This window comes from Gellertiella sp. DMC107 (assembly GCF_056313605.1).
In genome coordinates this window covers 1,082,785-1,098,402 of record NZ_JBQUZZ010000002.1, presented here as the reverse complement: position 1 = coordinate 1,098,402, position 15,618 = coordinate 1,082,785, and the positions used below count along the sequence as shown (strand labels likewise).

Below are 15,618 nucleotides of genomic sequence, written 5' to 3'. Positions count from 1 at the left end.
AGGCCGCCGTGCCCGCGCCGTGGAAAAACGGCGCGGGATCCACACGCGAATTGTGGCGTCTGGACGATGCCGAAGGCGTGCTGATCCGGATATCGGTGGCGGAAATCACCGGTGCCCAGCCCTTTTCCCGCTTTCCCGGCATCGATCGGGTGATCCTCCAGCTCGAAGGCCCGCCGATGACGCTGGTGATCGATGGCGAGGAGACGCCGCTGGCCCTTCACCGGCCACAGCCCTTTGCGGGCGAAGCGGCGGTCGAGTGCGATCTCGCCGGTCCGGGCCGGGCACTGGACCTCAACCTGATGGGCCGTCGCGGGGCGTGGCTGCCCTCCATGACGCCGGTTGCCCTCACGGCCGGGGAAAGCCTGTCCCTGCCCGGCGAAGCTGGAGAGGTTCAGGCCCTGCTGGCGCTCGCTCCCTGCCGTCTTTCGGCCCCCCACCACCTGGGTCTCTCCCGCTACGACCTCCTGCTTGCGGATGCGGGCATGACGATCACGGCAGAGAACGAGGCCCGCCTCATCCTGCTGACGGCAACGCCGCTGGCCGGCCGTGCGTCACGGAGAGGCTGACGGCCCCGGGCTACGACCTCGTGGCCGTGCATGACAGGGGATTCGCCTCCCCGGGGGCCGCTCCGCCCGCCTTCCGGCAGCGGGTGACGCCGGTGACAGGAGGGGGTTTCAATGCTAGATGGCTCGAACGAACCGGTGTGGCAAAGCGGGTATAAAGCTGACATGACGACGGAGAAGCCCGCAACCTTGCATGACCGCATCCTCAACGAGGTGCGCGACAGCATTGTGAGCGGCGCGTGGCCGCCGGGACACCGCATCCCCTTCGAAACCGAAATGGCATCGTCCTACGGGGTCTCCCGCATGACGGTGAACAAGGTCCTGACCCAGCTCAGCCGGGAGGGATACCTGGAGCGGCGGCGCAAGGGGGGCACCTTCGTCACCCGCCCGCGGGGCCAGTCGGCCGTGATGATGATCACCGATATCGGTGAGGAGGTGCGTTCGGCCGGTGCGGCCTATGCCTTCCAGTTGGTCCGGCGGACCAACCGGCAGGCCGATGGCGAAACCCTGCCCCTCATGCGCGGCCTTCGCGCCGGCAATCCCCTGCTCGAACTGGAATATGTCCATATCGCCGATGGGGTGCCCTTCTGTCACGAGCGACGGCTGATCAATCTGGATGCCGTTCCGGAAGCGCTGGAAGCGGATTTTTCGGTAGAACAGGCCAGTGGCTGGCTGCTGCGGCAGATTCCGTGGAGCGGGGCCGAGCACGTCATCCGCGCGGTGGCGCCGGCACAGGCGGTGGCCAGGCTGCTGGAAATCACCGGCCATACCCCCTGCCTGCAGATCGAACGGCGGACCGAATTCGAAGGCCGGCCGGTGACCTTCGCCTGCCTCACCTATCCCGGAACCGCCCATCAGCTGGTCGCAAGCTTTTCCCCCCAGATCGGAAGCTGACGCCTTCCCCTTCCCCAGGAACCCGCCTGCTTCCCGCGGCCCCTCACCTCCCCGTTCCATGGGTGCCGATTGTCCGCCGCACCCAATGACCGGCAACCACTGGTCCTGAAGGAGATCGGATAAGAGATTTGGCGCGCCGCCACGGGCATGCGGGCGTCTGCCATCGACCCGACCGTCCCGGGGACACTTCGATATCAAGCAGTTCGAGGATGGTCGGATGATCGCGCCGGGCAATGAACGGACGGAGCTTATGGCTGGGGCGCCTGGATTCGAACCAGGGGATGGCGGTACCAAAAACCGCTGCCTTACCGCTTGGCTACGCCCCAGCAGGCCGCGAACATGTTTCGCAGCGAGGCCGCTGATTAGCAAAGCTTACCCCGTCGGGCAATGCCAAACAGCGATGCACCGGTAGGAAATTTGAGAGGTTTGCACCCTTGTCAACAGGGGGCGATGCGGGTGAGATAGGCGCAGGGGCATCCCCGTGATGCCTGCCCACCCTTTCTTCCATCCGGATCTCTCCCATGTCGAAATTCCGCGCCCGTCCTCCCGCCGTTCCCACCATCCTGCTCGACGATGCGGTGGTGCGCATCACCCGCTGGGATTTCGAACCGGGTGCGGATACGGGCCATCATGTGCACGGGCTTGGTTATGTGGTCGTGCCCATGACCGATCTTTCCATGCTGATCGAGGATGCGGCAGGCGAGCGGCGGATCGAGATCGCCAAGGGTGCCGCCTATCGGCGGGAAGCGGGCATCGAGCACAATGTGGTCAATGCCGGCAGCGCGCCCATGAGCTTCATCGAGATCGAGTACAAGTAGGATGGCCTCCGATGAGGAGATCGCCTTCGACCGGGCCTTTGCGCCGGCCTATGGCGAAGCCGTGCCGGTGGCGGAAGGCGTGCAGCGCCTGACGGTCAACAACCCCTCGCCCTTCACCTTTCACGGAACCAATACCTATATCGTCGGCGGGCGTTCGGTCTGCGTCATCGATCCGGGGCCGGAAGACGAGGCGCATTTCGAAGCGCTGATGCGGGCACTCGAGGGACGTCAGGTCACCCACATCGCCGTCTCCCATACCCACCGGGACCACTCGCCGCTTGCCCGGCGGCTGAAAGCCGTCACGGGAGCGCTTACGGCAGCCGAGGGGCCGCACCGCCCTTCGAGACCGCTGCATGACGGGGAGATCAATCCCTTCGGCGAGAGTTCGGACATGGATTTCCGCCCCGACATCATGCTTGGCGAGGGCGAGCGCATCGAGGGTGACGGCTGGGCGCTGTCGGCCATCCTCACCCCCGGGCACACCGCCAATCATGCGGCCTTCGCGCTCGAGGGAACCGGCATCGTCTTTTCGGCGGATCACGTGATGGCCTGGGCGACCTCCATCGTCGCGCCACCGGATGGCGCCATGGCGGATTACATGGCATCGCTGGAGCGGCTGCTGGAACGGGACGACCGTCTCTATCTTCCCGGCCATGGCGGACCGGTCCGCGAACCGGCGGCTTTCCTGCGCGGGCTGCGCACCCACCGTCGCATGCGGGAACGGGCGGTGCTGGAGCGCATCCGGGCCGGTGACCGGCATATTCCCGACATGGTGCGGGCGATCTATCGCGATACGGATGTGCGGCTGCACGGCGCCGCGGCGCTTTCCGTGCTCGCCCATCTGGAAGATCTGGTGGAGAAGGGCCGCGTCGTCACCGAAGGCCCGCCGCGGCTTGCGGGCCTCTACCTGCCCGGCCCCGATCTCTAGGCGGGGCCGGTCTGCCGGGCGCCGCTTATTGCGGCTGCTCGACGATCTGCTTGTAGACGATCAGGATATTCAGGTCCTGTTCGGGGTAGAAATCCTTCTGGCGCATCTCGAAGGTGGTGGGGCCGGTTTTCTTCACGTCCTTGCCGCAGAAGCTCACCACGGCGCTCGGATCACCCTTGTCCACCGTCAGATGGAAGTCGCCGATCGGACCGGACCAGTTGTTGCCGGTCATCAGGATGTAGGACAGCCACTTCTCGAAGAAATAGACATCCTTGCCTTCCTTCTGCTGCTTCTCCAGCTTGGCCGCCGTTTTCATGAAGGCGTCGTCGATGCAGTATTTGGTCTTGTATTCCTCATAGCTGTAGGCCGGCTTGCCGTCGGCGATGAAGGCCATGGCCACCGTGCCGCCCACGCTCGGCTTGTAGGTGTGGTGCACCTTTACCGATGCCTTGGCGGGGAAGACCGTCCGCCACCAGTAGGTGGAGCGCAGCAGCCAGCGGGGGGAAATCTCGCTGACCTCCTTGTCGCCCTCGTACCAGACATTCTTGTAGAGCAGGCCGCGGGCGATCCAGTCCTCCTGTACCTCCGCGGGCAGCTTCTTCACGGCTTCCTGCGCCTTGTCGCTCATCCCGAACTTCGGCACCTTCTGTGCCTCGACTTCGTCGGTCACATCGAGATTGCCGGCGATGACCCGCTGCTGCAGCTCGGGCTCGATGGCCACGCCATCCTGCTCCACATGGAAATCCATGAAGTTGTCGCTCTGGCGGTCGGAAACCCCGACATCGCTTTCGACGAAGGATTGCACGTCGGGCATGGGAAAGGCGACGATGCTCTCGACGTCCTTGTCGGAATTGTTCGTGAAGACGTAATCCACCCGCACCTCGTCCGGCGAAATGTACAGATCCTCGCTCGTCATGGTGACGTCATTGGTGGTGGCAAGCTGGAGGCCCCCGGCCCCGAGCACCGCGGTGCTGTCATTGGCCAGCGCCGGCAAGGCCAGCGCCGTGCAGGCGCCGAAGGAAAGAGCAAGGGCAGACAAGGTCTTGCGCAAGGCGGACATGAAGAGAATCCCTGTGGCGATAGTAAAAATGATCGACAAGAACTAAAGGCCGCTGCGCTGCTTTCGTCAACGGGTCCCCGGTGAACTTTCGACCACTCGCCTCGACCGGGATCGACAAAAGGCTTGCAAGCCGGCCGATTGCCCGTCATCAGAAGGGCATGACCGCCCAGAACCCGCGTCTCGACCAGCTCCTGCTTGCCCGCAATCTCTTCGCCAGCCGCTCCCGCGCCCGCGATGCGATCGAGCGCGGGACGGTGACGGTGGATGGCAGGATCGTGACCAAGCCGGCCGCCACGATCCGCAACGATGCGCACATCGTCATCGACGATCCCGCGAAGACCTATGTGTCGCGGGCGGCGCTGAAGCTGGTTGCGGCGCTCGACGGTTTCGGGCTTTCGCCGCAGGGACGTCTCTGCCTAGATGTCGGGGCTTCCACCGGCGGCTTCACGGAAGTGCTGCTCGAGCGCGGCGCGGCCCATGTCATCTCCATCGATGTGGGGCATGGCCAGATGCACGAGCGGCTGAAGGCCGATCCGCGCGTGACCAATGTGGAAGGGCTGAATGCGCGTGCATTGACGCGGGACGATCTTGGCGGGCAGCATTTTTCGCTTGTCGTCTCGGATGTCTCCTTCATCTCGCTGAAGCTCGCCCTGCCCCCTGCCCTCGCGCTTGCGGAACCGGGCGCGCTTGCCATTCTGCTGGTGAAGCCCCAGTTCGAGGCGGGCCGCGAGGCAATCAGCAAGGCCGGACTTCTGAAACAGCCGGAAACCGCTCCCGCGATTGCGGCGGATCTGGAAAGCTGGTTTACCCGGGACATGGGGTGGAAGAGCCTCGGTCTGCTGCCCTCTCCCATCGCCGGCGGCGATGGCAATCACGAATATCTTCTTGCAGGAACAAAGCCATGAGCACGGAAACGGTCACCATCGAAAGGCTGGGCGCGGAAGGCGACGGCGTCGCCCATGTGGAGGGCATGCCTGTCTATGTGCCGTTCACCCTGCCGGGGGACCGCGTGGCGATCGCCCGGATCAAGAATCGCGGGACGGTCATGTCCCTCGCCGAGCCTTCGCCCGCGCGGCAGGAGCCGCCCTGCCGGCACTTCGGGCCGGATGGCGTGAATGGCGCCTGCGGCGGATGCTCGCTCCAGCACATGGAGAGCGAGGCCTATCGGGCCTGGAAGCGCCAGCTGGTGGTGGATGCATTCCGATCCAGGGGGCTGAGCCCGGATATCGCGCCGTTGCATGCGGCCCATCCGGGCGAACGCCGGCGGGTGGTCTTTGCGGCGCGGCGGGTGGAAAAGGGCCTGCTGCTCGGCTTCAACCAGGCGGAAAGCCATCATATCGTCGATATTTCGGAATGTCCTGTGGCCGTTCCGGCCATTGCGGGGCGGCTGGACGTGATCCGGCGCATCGGCGCCCGGCTTTCCCCCAATGCGGATGCCTTCAAGCTCAGCGTGACGGAGACCCTGTCCGGCCTCGACCTCTCTGCCGAAGGAACCAAGAAGCTCGATGACCGCCAGCGACGCGCGGCGGTGGAGGCCGTGCTGGCGGAGCGAGGCATTGCCCGCGTTGCAATCAATGGCGAGGTGCTGGTCGAGCCGGAAAAGCCGGTGCTGTCATTCGGCAGCGCATCGGTCTCGCCGCCGCCCGGCGGCTTTACCCAGGCGACCCGTCCGGCGGAAGACCTGATGGCCGATCTGGTCATGACCGCCGTCGGCAAGGCCAAGAAGGTGGTGGATCTGTTCGCGGGCTCGGGCACCTTTGCGCTGCGGCTTGCCGCGAAAGCCAAGGTGCACGCGGTGGAAGGCGATGCACTGGCGATGGCCGCACTCGACCAGGCGGCGCGCAAGACGCAAGGGCTGAAACCCGTTACCGTCGAGCGGCGCGACCTGTTCCGCCGGCCGCTGATGGCGAGCGAGCTCAAGGCCTATGATGCCATCGTCTTCGACCCGCCGCGAGCCGGCGCGGAAGCGCAGGTGAAGGAAATGCTGAAGAGCGGCGTGAAGACCATTATTGCCGTCAGCTGCAATCCGCTCACGCTTGCACGCGATCTCTCGCTGCTGACCGGCGCGGGCTACCGGATCGAGACGGTCACGCCGATCGACCAGTTCCTGTGGACGCCCCACGTGGAAGCCGTGGCGGTGCTGGTAAAGGCCTGAGACAGAACGAGGACCGCAGGCGCTTCTTGCCGCGGCCTTGCCCAAGCATAGAAAAAGGGGCCGCTGTCGCGGCCCCTTTTTTTTGTCGGTCTTCCGTCTCAGGCAGCGTAGCGACCATCCGCCGGACGGTTGGCCTGGAGCTTGAACTGGGTGAGAAGCTGGTGCAGGTCTGCCGCTTCCTCCGCCAGCTTGTGGCTGGCAGCCGTCTGCTCTTCCACCATGGCCGCGTTGCGCTGGGTGCCCTGATCCATCTGGTTGACGGCGAGGTTGACTTCCTGCAGGCCGTTGCTCTGCTCGCGGGCCGCCTGGACGATGGCAGCGACGTGACTGTTGATTTCCTGCACCTCGCTGACGATGGAGCGCAAGGCGGTGCCGGTTTCATCCACCAGCGCCACGCCGGCCTGCACCTGCTCGCCGGAGGCGCGAATGAGCGCCTTGATTTCCTTGGCGGCGCTGGCGGACCGCTGCGCCAGTTCGCGCACTTCCTGGGCCACGACGGCAAAGCCCTTGCCGGCTTCGCCCGCACGCGCTGCTTCCACGCCGGCATTCAGCGCCAGAAGGTTGGTCTGGAAGGCGATTTCGTCGATCACCCCGATGATGTTCGAGATTTCGCCCGAACTCTTCTCGATGCCCCGCATGGCCGAAACGGCCCGCTCCACGACCTCGCCCGATCGTTCGGCACCGGTGCGGGTGCGGGCGACCAGGGCGCCCATTTCTTCCGCGCGATGGGCGCTGTCCTTCACGGTTGCCGTGATTTCTTCCAGCGCGGCGGCGGTTTCTTCCACCGCTGCGGCCTGCTGCTCGGTCCGGCGGGCAAGTCCGTCCGCCGACGTGCGGATTTCGCTCGAGCCGGAATTGATCGCTTCGGCCGTCTGGCCGACGGTCATCAGGGCCTGATGCAGGCGGGCCACCGAATTGTTGAAGTCCTCCCGCAGACGGTCGAGTTCCGGCGGGAAGGATTCGCGGATCTGGTAGGTCACGTCGCCTTCGGCAAGATGCTCCAGCCCCTCGGCCAGCAGATGCACGGCCCGGCCGGTTTCTTCGGCCTTGCGGGCATTTTCCACCTCGCGGGCGCGGCGCTCCTGCTCGGTCATGCTGCGCTGGCTTTCCGTTTCCGCCTGAAGCCGCATGCGCTCATTGGCATTGTCGCGGAAGACGACCACGGCGGCGGCCATGCGGCCGATCTCGTCGGTTCTGTCCTGGGCGGGAATTTCGACGGACGTATCGCCACCGGCCAGAACGCCCATGGCGGCGGTCATATCCCGAACCGGACGGACCACCATGCGCGACAGCAGAAGGGCCATCATGCCGATCATCAGAAGCACGGCAATCACGGTCGCGGTAAGGGCGGCATTGCGAAGTTCGTAGAGCGGCGCATAGACTTCCGCCTTGTCGACCGCAAAGCCCAGATACCATTCGACCGAAGGAAGGCCTTCGACCGGCACGAAGCCCACCATCATGTCCTTGCCGGCATAGGTGGTGGAGGAAAATTCGCCGCCCACCACGGGGGGTTCCTGCGGGAAGGCATCTGCCAGGCTCTTGGTCACCAGTTTCTGGTCGGGATAGACCAGAAGCTGACCCTGCTTGTTGACGAGAAAGGCGAAGCCATTCCCCTCCAGGCTATAGCCCTGCACCATGCTGACCAGGGTCTTCAGCGAGAAGTCGCTGCCCACCACGCCCGCCAGCTTGCCGCCGCGGTTGACCGGCTGGGCGGCCGAAATGATCAGCTCGCCGGAGCTGGCATCCACATAGGGTTCCGTCAGCACCGTCTTGCCGCTCGCAACCGCATCCTTGTACCAGGGCCGCACGCGCGGATCGTAATCCGGCGGCAGGGAGGAATCGGGCCAGATCGTCATCTTGCCAGCCTCATCGCCAAAATAGGTGGCGAGGAACTGGCCGGCGAGGAAATCGTTCTTGAGGACGCTGAGTTCGGCATTGGCATCCGGCGCCTTCTTCATCTCCTCGCCCACCATTTCGGTCAGCAGGATTCGGCCCGTCAGCCAGTTGGCGATGGACTGGGAGCCGGATTTACCCGCCGACTTCATGTGGCCTTCGATGGTTTCCGTCAACGACTGGCGCTGGACGCTTTCGATGTAAAGGGAAAAGCCGCTGAAGGAGGCGATCACCGTCACGGTCGCAACCGCGAGGATGCGCATCATCAGGTTCATTCGTGAGAGCATGACCGGTTCTTTCGATCGTTTCGGCAGGCGTCGGATCACTCCGCCCTCACCCCCGAAACCGAACCCGGTTTCGTGGTACCGTGGCCGGTCATGCCACTCTTCCGCGAATTACCTGCAACTATAATAGGGTTACTATTACGCCGAAGAGTTAATTATAGAATAAAATGAATTTGTCATTCCGACTGACAAATCCCACTATTCCGGCCTCCATTAGAACAGGCCAATAGTTTACGTGTTACTCAAGAAATAGTGACGCGTTAAATCTCAGATTGAATTAAATTTCCATCATATCCGGAATCAGGGCATCCCCATCCATCGTTTCTCTGCATTTTCATGACTTTTGTCAATTTTTTATACAACCGCCCGACGGTTGGCGGGAGGGAAATCGCGGCATAACCGGTCTCGGCGCTTTGAAAGACAAGGAAAAACCGCTATGGCTCGCGGGAATGCGCCGCATAGGCCGGCGCCCGGGACACTGCCAGGACAGGACTGCCAAATTCCATGAGCGACCAGAACAAGCCGACCGCTACCGTCAAGATCCTGAAAAAGCCCGATGGCAGCTGGTGGTTCGCCATGACCTGGCGCGGCGTCACCCAGCCGTTGCAGGGACCCTTCCGCAATCAGATGGAAGCCGCAGCAGGCGCGCAGATCGCGGTGAAGGCACTCGAACAGCGCTAAATGCGAAAAAGGGCCGAAACCGGCCCTTTCCGACAACAGGAAGACGTCGCAGAGATCGCCTAGCCTTTGCGCGCCATGAATTTCTGGAAAGCGGCCATGGCTTCCGGGCTCTTGAGCTGGGCGGCAAAGAGGGCCGCCTCCTCATCGATGCGGGTCGCCACGTCGGGCCGGCCCTTGCGCAGCAGATCACGCGCGATCTTCAGCGCCTGCGGGGGCTTGGCGGCGAGGTTGGCTGCGGCGATCAGGGTCCGCTCCTCCAGCTCCTCCTCATCCACCACATGCCAGATCAGGCCGGCATCCTTCGCCTCGGCGGCGGAGAAGCCCTCGCCCGCCGCAAACATGGCAAAGGCGCGCTGGTGGCCCATGACCAGCGGGCCAAGCAGGCTGGAGGCTGCCTCCGGCACCAGCGCCAGATCCACGAAGGGCGTCCTGAACAGGGAGCGGGGCGTGGCGAAGGTCATGTCGCAATGCAGGTGGATGGTGGTGCCAATGCCGATGGCGAGGCCATCGACGCCCGAGACCAGCGGCTTTTCACAGGAGGACAGGGCGTGGAGAAAGGCAATCACCTCCGCACCCAGCGTGCCGCCCATGGCAAAGGCCATGAAATCCGCCATGTCATTGCCGGCGGAAAAGGCGCCCGGCGTGCCGAGGAAGGCAATCGCCCGGATTTCGGCATCCCCATTGGCCGCCGTGATCGCATCCGTCATCGCCTGATACATGGCGCGGGTGATCGCATTGCGTTTGTCCGGCCGGTTGAGGCGGATGAGGAGCACGCCGGCACGGTCTTCCGGGCGTTCGATCAGGATATGGTTTTCGCTCATGTCTTCGTCCTCAGGCGAGAAGCTGGGTGGCGGCGGCAAGGCTGTCGGCGCCGGTCATGACCTGGGCCTTCAGCGCGGCCGTTTCGGGAAGCAGGTTTTCCGCCGCGAACCGGGCGAGAAGCACACGGTTCGGCCGCTCTCCGTCCCCTATGTCCGCAAGGGCCCCCTTGGCGAGATAGACGCCCGTGAGCGCAAGGCCGAAAAGCCGCTGGTAGGGCGTGGCACCGGCAAGTGCGGCTGCCATGCGGCCGGCCGCCATTTCCGCAAGCAGGAAGGCCGTTGCCTCGGCAAGATCGGCAAGAGCCGCTTCGAGCCGGGCCGCCGTGGCGCCAAAGGCGGACTCGCCGCTTTCGGCCACATCGGCAGCGATGGCGCGCAACTCGTCCAGGAAGCCGCGCACGTGCTGGCCGCCCGAAAGCGGCAGCTTGCGGGTGACGAGGTCGATGGCCTGAATGCCGTTGGTGCCCTCATAGATCGGCGCGATGCGGGAATCGCGGAGATAACGGGCTGCTCCGGTTTCCTCGATGAAGCCCATGCCGCCATGCACCTGAATGCCCATGGAGGCGATCTCCACGCCGATATCGGTCGAGAAGGCCTTGGCGATCGGCGTCATCAGGGCGGCGCGTTCCGCATGGTGACGCTGCGTCTCGCCCTCGGTGTGGTGGGACATGTCCGTCGCATGGGCGCAGGTAAAGCAGATGGCGCGAGCGCCTTGCGTCAGCGCCTTCATGGTGATCAGCGTGCGCTGGATATCGGGATGGGCGATGATGGGGCTCATGCCCTCGCCCTGGTGCCCGGGCGCCTTGCCCTGGGTGCGCTCGCGCGCATACTGAAGCGCCTTCTGGGTGGCCGCTTCGGCAATGGCCACGCCCTGCACGCCCACGGCCAGGCGGGCATTGTTCATCATGGTGAACATGCAGGCGAGGCCCTTGTTTTCCTCCCCGACCAGATAGCCGATGGCGCCCTTCTCCGTTCCGAACCGGCCGTCGCCATAGATCATGGTGCAGGTGGGAGAACCGTGAATGCCGAGCTTGTGCTCGATGGAATGGCAGAAGAGATCGTTGCGGGCCCCCAGCGAACCGTCGTCATTCACGAGGAACTTCGGCACGAGGAACAGCGAGATGCCGCGCGTGCCGGCTGGCGCATCCGGCAGGCGGGCGAGCACGAGATGGATGATGTTTTCCGTCGCGTCGTGTTCGCCCCAGGTGATGAAGATCTTCTGGCCGAAGATGCGGTAGGTCCCGTCCGCCGCGCGCTCGGCCCGGGCCTTCAGCACGCCGAGATCGGAACCCGCATGGGGCTCGGTGAGGTTCATGGTGCCCGACCATTCGCCGGAGACCATGCGATGCAGGAATTTCTCCTTGAGCGCGTCCGACCCGTGCTTGGTCAGGGCATCGACCGCACCCATGTTCAGCGTCGGTGCCAGCGCGAAGGCCATCGAGCAGGAATTCCACATTTCCAGCGCGGCGACGTTCAGCATGTGGGGCAGTGCCTGCCCGCCATAGGCTTCCGGTGCCGTCAGGCCCGTCCAGCCGCCCTCGATCCACTGGCGGTAGAGATCGGCCCAGCCATCCGGCAGCTTCACCACGCCGTCGCCCTCGTGGCGGGCGCCCTGGCTGTCACCGATGGGGCCGAGAGGGGCAACCACCTCGGTTGCATAGCGGCCGGCCTCGCCGAGGATCGCGTCCACCAGATCCTCTGAAAGGTCGCCGAAAGCGCCCTCTTCCAGCGCAGAACCAAGCCCCGCCACATGCTTCAGCGTGAACAGAATCTCTTCCACCGGCGCCTTGTACATCGCTTTTCCTCTCTCCCTGATTCTCGGCTGACTGCGAGACTCACCATAGCGCAGTTCGCGGCTTTGCCGAGGTTCTCCGTTCCGCCCGCGCTTTAGACTTGCGGCTAAAAACTCTTCCTTCTGGCTATTTTATTTTTACGTAAACGTCAACATTTCCACCGCCTTCGCGCAAGCCTCGCGAAATGAATGAACAATAATTATAATAACGTCCGGCACGCTGCCCGGATGTTCAACTGGATGGAATGCAAGAAGTATGTCGAAGCTCCGCTATTTTGCCGCCGAGGGTTTGCGCGAAGCGATGAATGCGCCGAAGGCCATTCACACCGAGTTCCTGCGGACCGGTCGCATCGTCCGGGGCAAGGAGCGCTGGGACTTTCTCGAAAAGCGCTACATGACCCATGAGGAAGTGTCCGAGCGCACGGCGAAATTCCTGGAACGGGCTGGCGAGGCCACCCATCAGCGGATCAACAATGTGCATGCGGCCATCCGCTTTCCGAAATTCCTCTTCCAGCGCACGCTCGATAACCGCCCGCATCTCGGTTATTGCCACGTGACGGCCTCGAAGACCGAAATCCACAATCACGATCCGATCCGCTGGTCTTTCTACATCGCCAACTTCTTCTCCGAGATCGGCGAGGAGCTGAAGTTCGTCGGGCGGCTGGATCGGCAGGTTTCGCGCATGTATTTCGCGGTCGCCCTCAACAATGATCAGGACAACGCGACCAAGATGGTGGCGGACCGGAGCCTGAAGCCCAACGGTGTTCTTTTCCGCACCCATGATCCGATGATTGCGCTGAAAAACGTGCTGATGCTCGGCACCAACGATCCGAAGCTGCGCCAGAAGATCCGCGATCTCTGAAAATCCTTTGCCCTTGCCCCGGCGCTGGGCTAGAGACAGGCCATGACAGCCCGGCTGATATCCATTCGGCAGGCGCCGCAGGAGGCGCTCGAGGCGGCGCTCGCGGAGCTGCGGGCCGGCCAACCCATCGCCATGCCCACCGAAACCGTCTACGGGCTTGCCGCCGACGCGACCGATCCGCAGGCGATTACCCGCATCTACGAGGTCAAGGGCCGCCCCCGCTTCAATCCGCTGATCGCCCATATGGCGGATCTCGGCATGGCGCGCATCCATGCCCGGTTCGATCCGATTTCGGAGGAACTGGCCCATGCCTTCTGGCCGGGACCGCTGACGCTGATCCTCCCCTTGCGCGAAGACAGCGGCATACACGATCTCGCCACTTCGGGCCTCGATACGGTGGGCGTGCGGGTGCCGATGGGCTTTGCCGGCGAGATCATCCGCGATTTCGGCAGGCCGCTCGCCGCCCCCAGCGCCAATACGTCCGGTGCGATCAGCCCGACGACGGCGGACCACGTGATGGAGGATCTGGGCGGCAAGATCGGTCTGGTGCTCGACGGCGGTGCGGCAGGCGTCGGCGTGGAATCCACCATCGTCAAGGTCGAGCGTGACGGGACGATCCGGTTGCTGCGTCCCGGCGGGATCGCGGCGGACGAGATCGAGCGCGTCGCCCGGCGGCCGCTCCTGCGGGCCGAGGCGGCCGGTGCGGCCATCGAGGCGCCGGGCATGCTGGCCTCCCACTATGCGCCGGGTGCCGCCATGCGGCTGCAGGCGGACGCGCCGCGTGCCGGCGAAGCCTATCTGGCCTTCGGCCCGACGCCCGTGCCGGGTGCCGATAGCGCCCCCTTCTTTCTCAATCTCAGCCCCCGCGGCGATCTCGCCGAGGCCGCCGCCCGGCTCTTTGCCGCCATGAAGGCGGCCGACCGATCCGGCGCCCGGGTGATCGCGGTGGCGCCGATCCCCGACGAAGGGCTCGGCGAGGCGATCAACGACCGGCTGCAACGCGCCGCCGCTCCCCGGCCCTGACCCCGTTTCAAGGATATTGCCATGCCGCTTTCCCCCGACCTGATTGCCCAGTTTTCCGGTCTCGTCGGGACGGGACAGGCACTGACCGGGGTTGAGGTGATCGCGCCCTATCTCACGGAAAATCGCGGGCTCTACCACGGACATTCGCCGCTGGTGCTGCGGCCCGGCACGGTGGAGGAGGTTTCCGCCATCCTCAGGCTCGCGAGCGAAACCGGCACGGCGATCGTGCCGCAATCGGGCAATACGGGTCTCGTCGGCGGCCAGACGCCCCGGGCCGACCGCGACGATGTGGTGCTTTCCCTCGAACGCCTCACCCGCATCCGCAGCGTCGATCCGGTCGGCAACACGATCACGGTGGATGGCGGGGCCGTTCTGGCCGAGGTGCAGCGGGCAGCGGAAGAGGCGGACCGACTGTTTCCGCTGTCGCTCGGCTCGGAAGGCAGCTGCCGCATCGGCGGCAATCTCTCCACCAATGCGGGCGGCACGGCGGTGCTCGCCTATGGCAATATGCGCCAGCTCTGCCTCGGGCTGGAAGTGGTGCTGCCAACGGGGGAGATCTGGGACGGGCTGCGCAGCCTGAAAAAGGACAATACGGGCTACGACCTGCGCGATCTCTTCATCGGCGCGGAAGGCACGCTCGGGGTCATTACCGGCGCGGTGCTGAAGCTCTTTCCCCGTCCGCCGGGCCATGAGGTGGCCTTTGCGGGCCTGCCGAGCGTGGATGCGGCGCTGAAGCTCTTCCAGCTCGCAACGGGGATCTGCGCGGGCGCGCTGACCGGCTTCGAGCTGATGCCGCGCCTTGGCGTGGATTTCACCACCCGCCACATTCCCGGTGTGCGTGATCCCCTGCCCTCGCCGCATCCCTGGTATGTGCTGATGGACATTTCCACCACCGACAGTGCCGAGACGGCAAGCCGGATGGTGCATGCGGTGCTGGAACAGGGCTACGAGGCGGGTCTCGTGGAAAATGCGGTGATTGCCGCCAGCGGCGAGCAGCGCAAGGCGCTGTGGCACATGCGGGAAAGCATGTCGCCCGCCCAGAAGCCCGAGGGCGGCTCGATCAAGCATGACGTGTCCGTGCCGGTGGCGCGCATTCCGGCCTTCATGGCGGAAGCGGAAAAGGCGGTGCTGGCGGCGATGCCGGGCGCCAGGCTCTGCGCCTTCGGCCACATGGGCGACGGCAACATCCATTACAATATTTCCCAGCCGGTGGGCGCGGATACGGCGGCCTTTCTCGCGCGCTGGCACGAGATGAACCACATTGTCCACGGGATCGTTCTCGCCCATGGCGGATCGATTTCCGCCGAGCATGGCATCGGCCAGCTGAAGCGGGACGAGCTTGCGGCCATCCGCGCGCCCATCGAGATGGATCTGATGCGCCGGATCAAGCAGGCCTTCGATCCGAAGGGCATCATGAACCCCGGCAAGGTGCTGGCCGAGCGGAAAGGATAAGCCATGCCGGACAGGCCGAAGCTGACGCTGCGCATCGATTTTGCCGCCGGGGTCCGGTTGGGTCCCGGCAAGGTGGCGCTGCTGGCGGGGATCGAGCAGCACGGATCGATCCGCGCGGCCGGGGCGGCCATGGGCATGAGCTATCGCCGCGCATGGCTGCTTGCCGACGAGATCAACCGGATGTTCCGCGAGCCTTCCGTCCATACCCGCCATGGCGGCAAGGCGGGCGGCGGCGCGGGCCTGACGCCCTTCGGCACCGGCCTGCTGGAACGCTGCCGGCGGATGGAGGCCGAAGCGAGGGCGGCCCTCGAGAGGGATCTTTCGGCGCTTGCGGCGGATTTCAACCCGGATTTCCAGCCCCTGGCGAAACCCGGTCCGGCCTGACCGCCGAC

At 64.8% G+C, this 15,618-nt stretch carries 15 protein-coding genes and 1 tRNA gene; 11 read left to right on the top strand and 5 right to left on the bottom strand.

Annotated elements, in window-relative coordinates; translation table 11 throughout:
• Positions 1 to 566, top strand: a 566-nt coding sequence (locus tag ACT54B_RS10700; RefSeq protein ID WP_476044781.1) for a HutD/Ves family protein, incomplete at its 5' end; no start/stop codon positions are given.
• 162 nt (positions 567 to 728) lie between these two features.
• Positions 729 to 1,457 (top strand): histidine utilization repressor, encoded by a 729-nt coding sequence (hutC, locus tag ACT54B_RS10695; RefSeq protein WP_476044780.1) that lies wholly within the window; start codon positions 729 to 731, stop codon positions 1,455 to 1,457.
• Positions 1,458 to 1,708: 251 nt separating this feature from the next.
• Here hutC and ACT54B_RS10690 read toward each other — a convergent pair.
• A tRNA-Gln gene (locus ACT54B_RS10690) sits at positions 1,709 to 1,783 on the bottom strand.
• Positions 1,784 to 1,978: 195 nt separating this feature from the next.
• On the opposite strand from ACT54B_RS10690, the gene ACT54B_RS10685 reads away from it, so the two are divergent.
• Together ACT54B_RS10685 and ACT54B_RS10680 are read left to right on the top strand one after the other, a co-directional pair.
• Positions 1,979 to 2,275, top strand: a complete 297-nt coding sequence (locus tag ACT54B_RS10685; protein ID WP_476044779.1) for a cupin domain-containing protein — start codon at positions 1,979 to 1,981, stop codon at positions 2,273 to 2,275.
• A 1-nt stretch (position 2,276) separates the two neighbouring features.
• The gene (locus ACT54B_RS10680; protein ID WP_476044778.1) at positions 2,277 to 3,203 is read left to right on the top strand and encodes an MBL fold metallo-hydrolase; all 927 of its coding nucleotides are present in this window, start codon (positions 2,277 to 2,279) and stop codon (positions 3,201 to 3,203) included.
• 25 nt (positions 3,204 to 3,228) lie between these two features.
• Here the strand turns inward: ACT54B_RS10680 and ACT54B_RS10675 are convergent, their stop codons facing one another.
• Positions 3,229 to 4,263 (bottom strand): DUF4424 domain-containing protein, encoded by a 1,035-nt coding sequence (locus ACT54B_RS10675; protein ID WP_476044777.1) that lies wholly within the window; start codon positions 4,261 to 4,263, stop codon positions 3,229 to 3,231.
• A 158-nt stretch (positions 4,264 to 4,421) separates the two neighbouring features.
• On the opposite strand from ACT54B_RS10675, the gene ACT54B_RS10670 reads away from it, so the two are divergent.
• On the top strand, positions 4,422 to 5,168 hold the full coding sequence (locus ACT54B_RS10670; protein WP_476044832.1) for a TlyA family RNA methyltransferase: 747 nt from the start codon (positions 4,422 to 4,424) through the stop codon (positions 5,166 to 5,168).
• Positions 5,165 to 6,418 (top strand): class I SAM-dependent RNA methyltransferase, encoded by a 1,254-nt coding sequence (locus tag ACT54B_RS10665; protein WP_476044775.1) that lies wholly within the window; start codon positions 5,165 to 5,167, stop codon positions 6,416 to 6,418. Before ACT54B_RS10670 ends, ACT54B_RS10665 begins: the two co-directional genes overlap by 4 nt.
• A 98-nt stretch (positions 6,419 to 6,516) precedes the next feature.
• Here the strand turns inward: ACT54B_RS10665 and ACT54B_RS10660 are convergent, their stop codons facing one another.
• Positions 6,517 to 8,598 carry a methyl-accepting chemotaxis protein gene (locus tag ACT54B_RS10660; RefSeq protein WP_476044774.1) on the bottom strand — a complete coding sequence of 694 codons (2,082 nt, stop codon included), beginning with the start codon at positions 8,596 to 8,598 and terminating at the stop codon, positions 6,517 to 6,519.
• A 501-nt stretch (positions 8,599 to 9,099) separates the two neighbouring features.
• Between ACT54B_RS10660 and ACT54B_RS10655 the strand changes: the two genes are divergently transcribed.
• Positions 9,100 to 9,276: a hypothetical protein gene (locus ACT54B_RS10655; RefSeq protein WP_476044772.1), complete on the top strand. Its 177-nt coding sequence runs from the start codon at positions 9,100 to 9,102 to the stop codon at positions 9,274 to 9,276.
• Positions 9,277 to 9,335: 59 nt separating this feature from the next.
• Here the strand turns inward: ACT54B_RS10655 and ACT54B_RS10650 are convergent, their stop codons facing one another.
• Together ACT54B_RS10650 and ACT54B_RS10645 are read right to left on the bottom strand one after the other, a co-directional pair.
• Positions 9,336 to 10,097, bottom strand: coding sequence for a crotonase/enoyl-CoA hydratase family protein (locus tag ACT54B_RS10650; protein ID WP_476044770.1), 762 nt, complete (start codon positions 10,095 to 10,097; stop codon positions 9,336 to 9,338).
• Positions 10,098 to 10,107: 10 nt separating this feature from the next.
• Entirely contained in the window at positions 10,108 to 11,892 is a 1,785-nt protein-coding gene (locus tag ACT54B_RS10645; protein ID WP_476044768.1) for an acyl-CoA dehydrogenase family protein, read from the bottom strand.
• A 253-nt stretch (positions 11,893 to 12,145) separates the two neighbouring features.
• Between ACT54B_RS10645 and ACT54B_RS10640 the strand changes: the two genes are divergently transcribed.
• Genes ACT54B_RS10640 through ACT54B_RS10625 form a run of 4 tightly spaced genes read left to right on the top strand, consistent with a single transcriptional unit; the run spans position 12,146 to position 15,610 of the window.
• A complete protein-coding gene (locus ACT54B_RS10640; protein WP_476044766.1) occupies positions 12,146 to 12,751 on the top strand; it encodes a DUF6656 family protein in 606 nt (201 codons plus the stop codon).
• Between the two features lie 42 nt (positions 12,752 to 12,793).
• On the top strand, positions 12,794 to 13,774 hold the full coding sequence (locus tag ACT54B_RS10635; RefSeq protein ID WP_476044764.1) for an L-threonylcarbamoyladenylate synthase: 981 nt from the start codon (positions 12,794 to 12,796) through the stop codon (positions 13,772 to 13,774).
• 21 nt (positions 13,775 to 13,795) lie between these two features.
• A complete protein-coding gene (locus tag ACT54B_RS10630) occupies positions 13,796 to 15,226 on the top strand; it encodes an FAD-binding oxidoreductase (protein ID WP_476044762.1) in 1,431 nt (476 codons plus the stop codon).
• A gap of 3 nt (positions 15,227 to 15,229) precedes the next feature.
• Positions 15,230 to 15,610, top strand: coding sequence for a winged helix-turn-helix domain-containing protein (locus ACT54B_RS10625; RefSeq protein WP_476044761.1), 381 nt, complete (start codon positions 15,230 to 15,232; stop codon positions 15,608 to 15,610).
• Positions 15,611 to 15,618 lie beyond the last annotated feature (8 nt).

Coding starts and splice junctions, on each gene's coding strand:
- ACT54B_RS10640 (WP_476044766.1), top strand. CDS start 12,146: ATGTCGAAGCTCCGCTATTTTGCCGCCGAGGGTTTGCGCGAAGCGATG.
- ACT54B_RS10685 (WP_476044779.1), top strand. CDS start 1,979: ATGTCGAAATTCCGCGCCCGTCCTCCCGCCGTTCCCACCATCCTGCTC.
- hutC (WP_476044780.1), top strand. CDS start 729: ATGACGACGGAGAAGCCCGCAACCTTGCATGACCGCATCCTCAACGAG.
- ACT54B_RS10635 (WP_476044764.1), top strand. CDS start 12,794: ATGACAGCCCGGCTGATATCCATTCGGCAGGCGCCGCAGGAGGCGCTC.
- ACT54B_RS10655 (WP_476044772.1), top strand. CDS start 9,100: ATGAGCGACCAGAACAAGCCGACCGCTACCGTCAAGATCCTGAAAAAG.
- ACT54B_RS10630 (WP_476044762.1), top strand. CDS start 13,796: ATGCCGCTTTCCCCCGACCTGATTGCCCAGTTTTCCGGTCTCGTCGGG.
- ACT54B_RS10645 (WP_476044768.1), bottom strand. CDS start 11,892: ATGTACAAGGCGCCGGTGGAAGAGATTCTGTTCACGCTGAAGCATGTG.
- ACT54B_RS10670 (WP_476044832.1), top strand. CDS start 4,422: ATGACCGCCCAGAACCCGCGTCTCGACCAGCTCCTGCTTGCCCGCAAT.
- ACT54B_RS10625 (WP_476044761.1), top strand. CDS start 15,230: ATGCCGGACAGGCCGAAGCTGACGCTGCGCATCGATTTTGCCGCCGGG.
- ACT54B_RS10650 (WP_476044770.1), bottom strand. CDS start 10,097: ATGAGCGAAAACCATATCCTGATCGAACGCCCGGAAGACCGTGCCGGC.
- ACT54B_RS10680 (WP_476044778.1), top strand. CDS start 2,277: ATGGCCTCCGATGAGGAGATCGCCTTCGACCGGGCCTTTGCGCCGGCC.
- ACT54B_RS10675 (WP_476044777.1), bottom strand. CDS start 4,263: ATGTCCGCCTTGCGCAAGACCTTGTCTGCCCTTGCTCTTTCCTTCGGC.
- ACT54B_RS10665 (WP_476044775.1), top strand. CDS start 5,165: ATGAGCACGGAAACGGTCACCATCGAAAGGCTGGGCGCGGAAGGCGAC.
- ACT54B_RS10660 (WP_476044774.1), bottom strand. CDS start 8,598: ATGCTCTCACGAATGAACCTGATGATGCGCATCCTCGCGGTTGCGACC.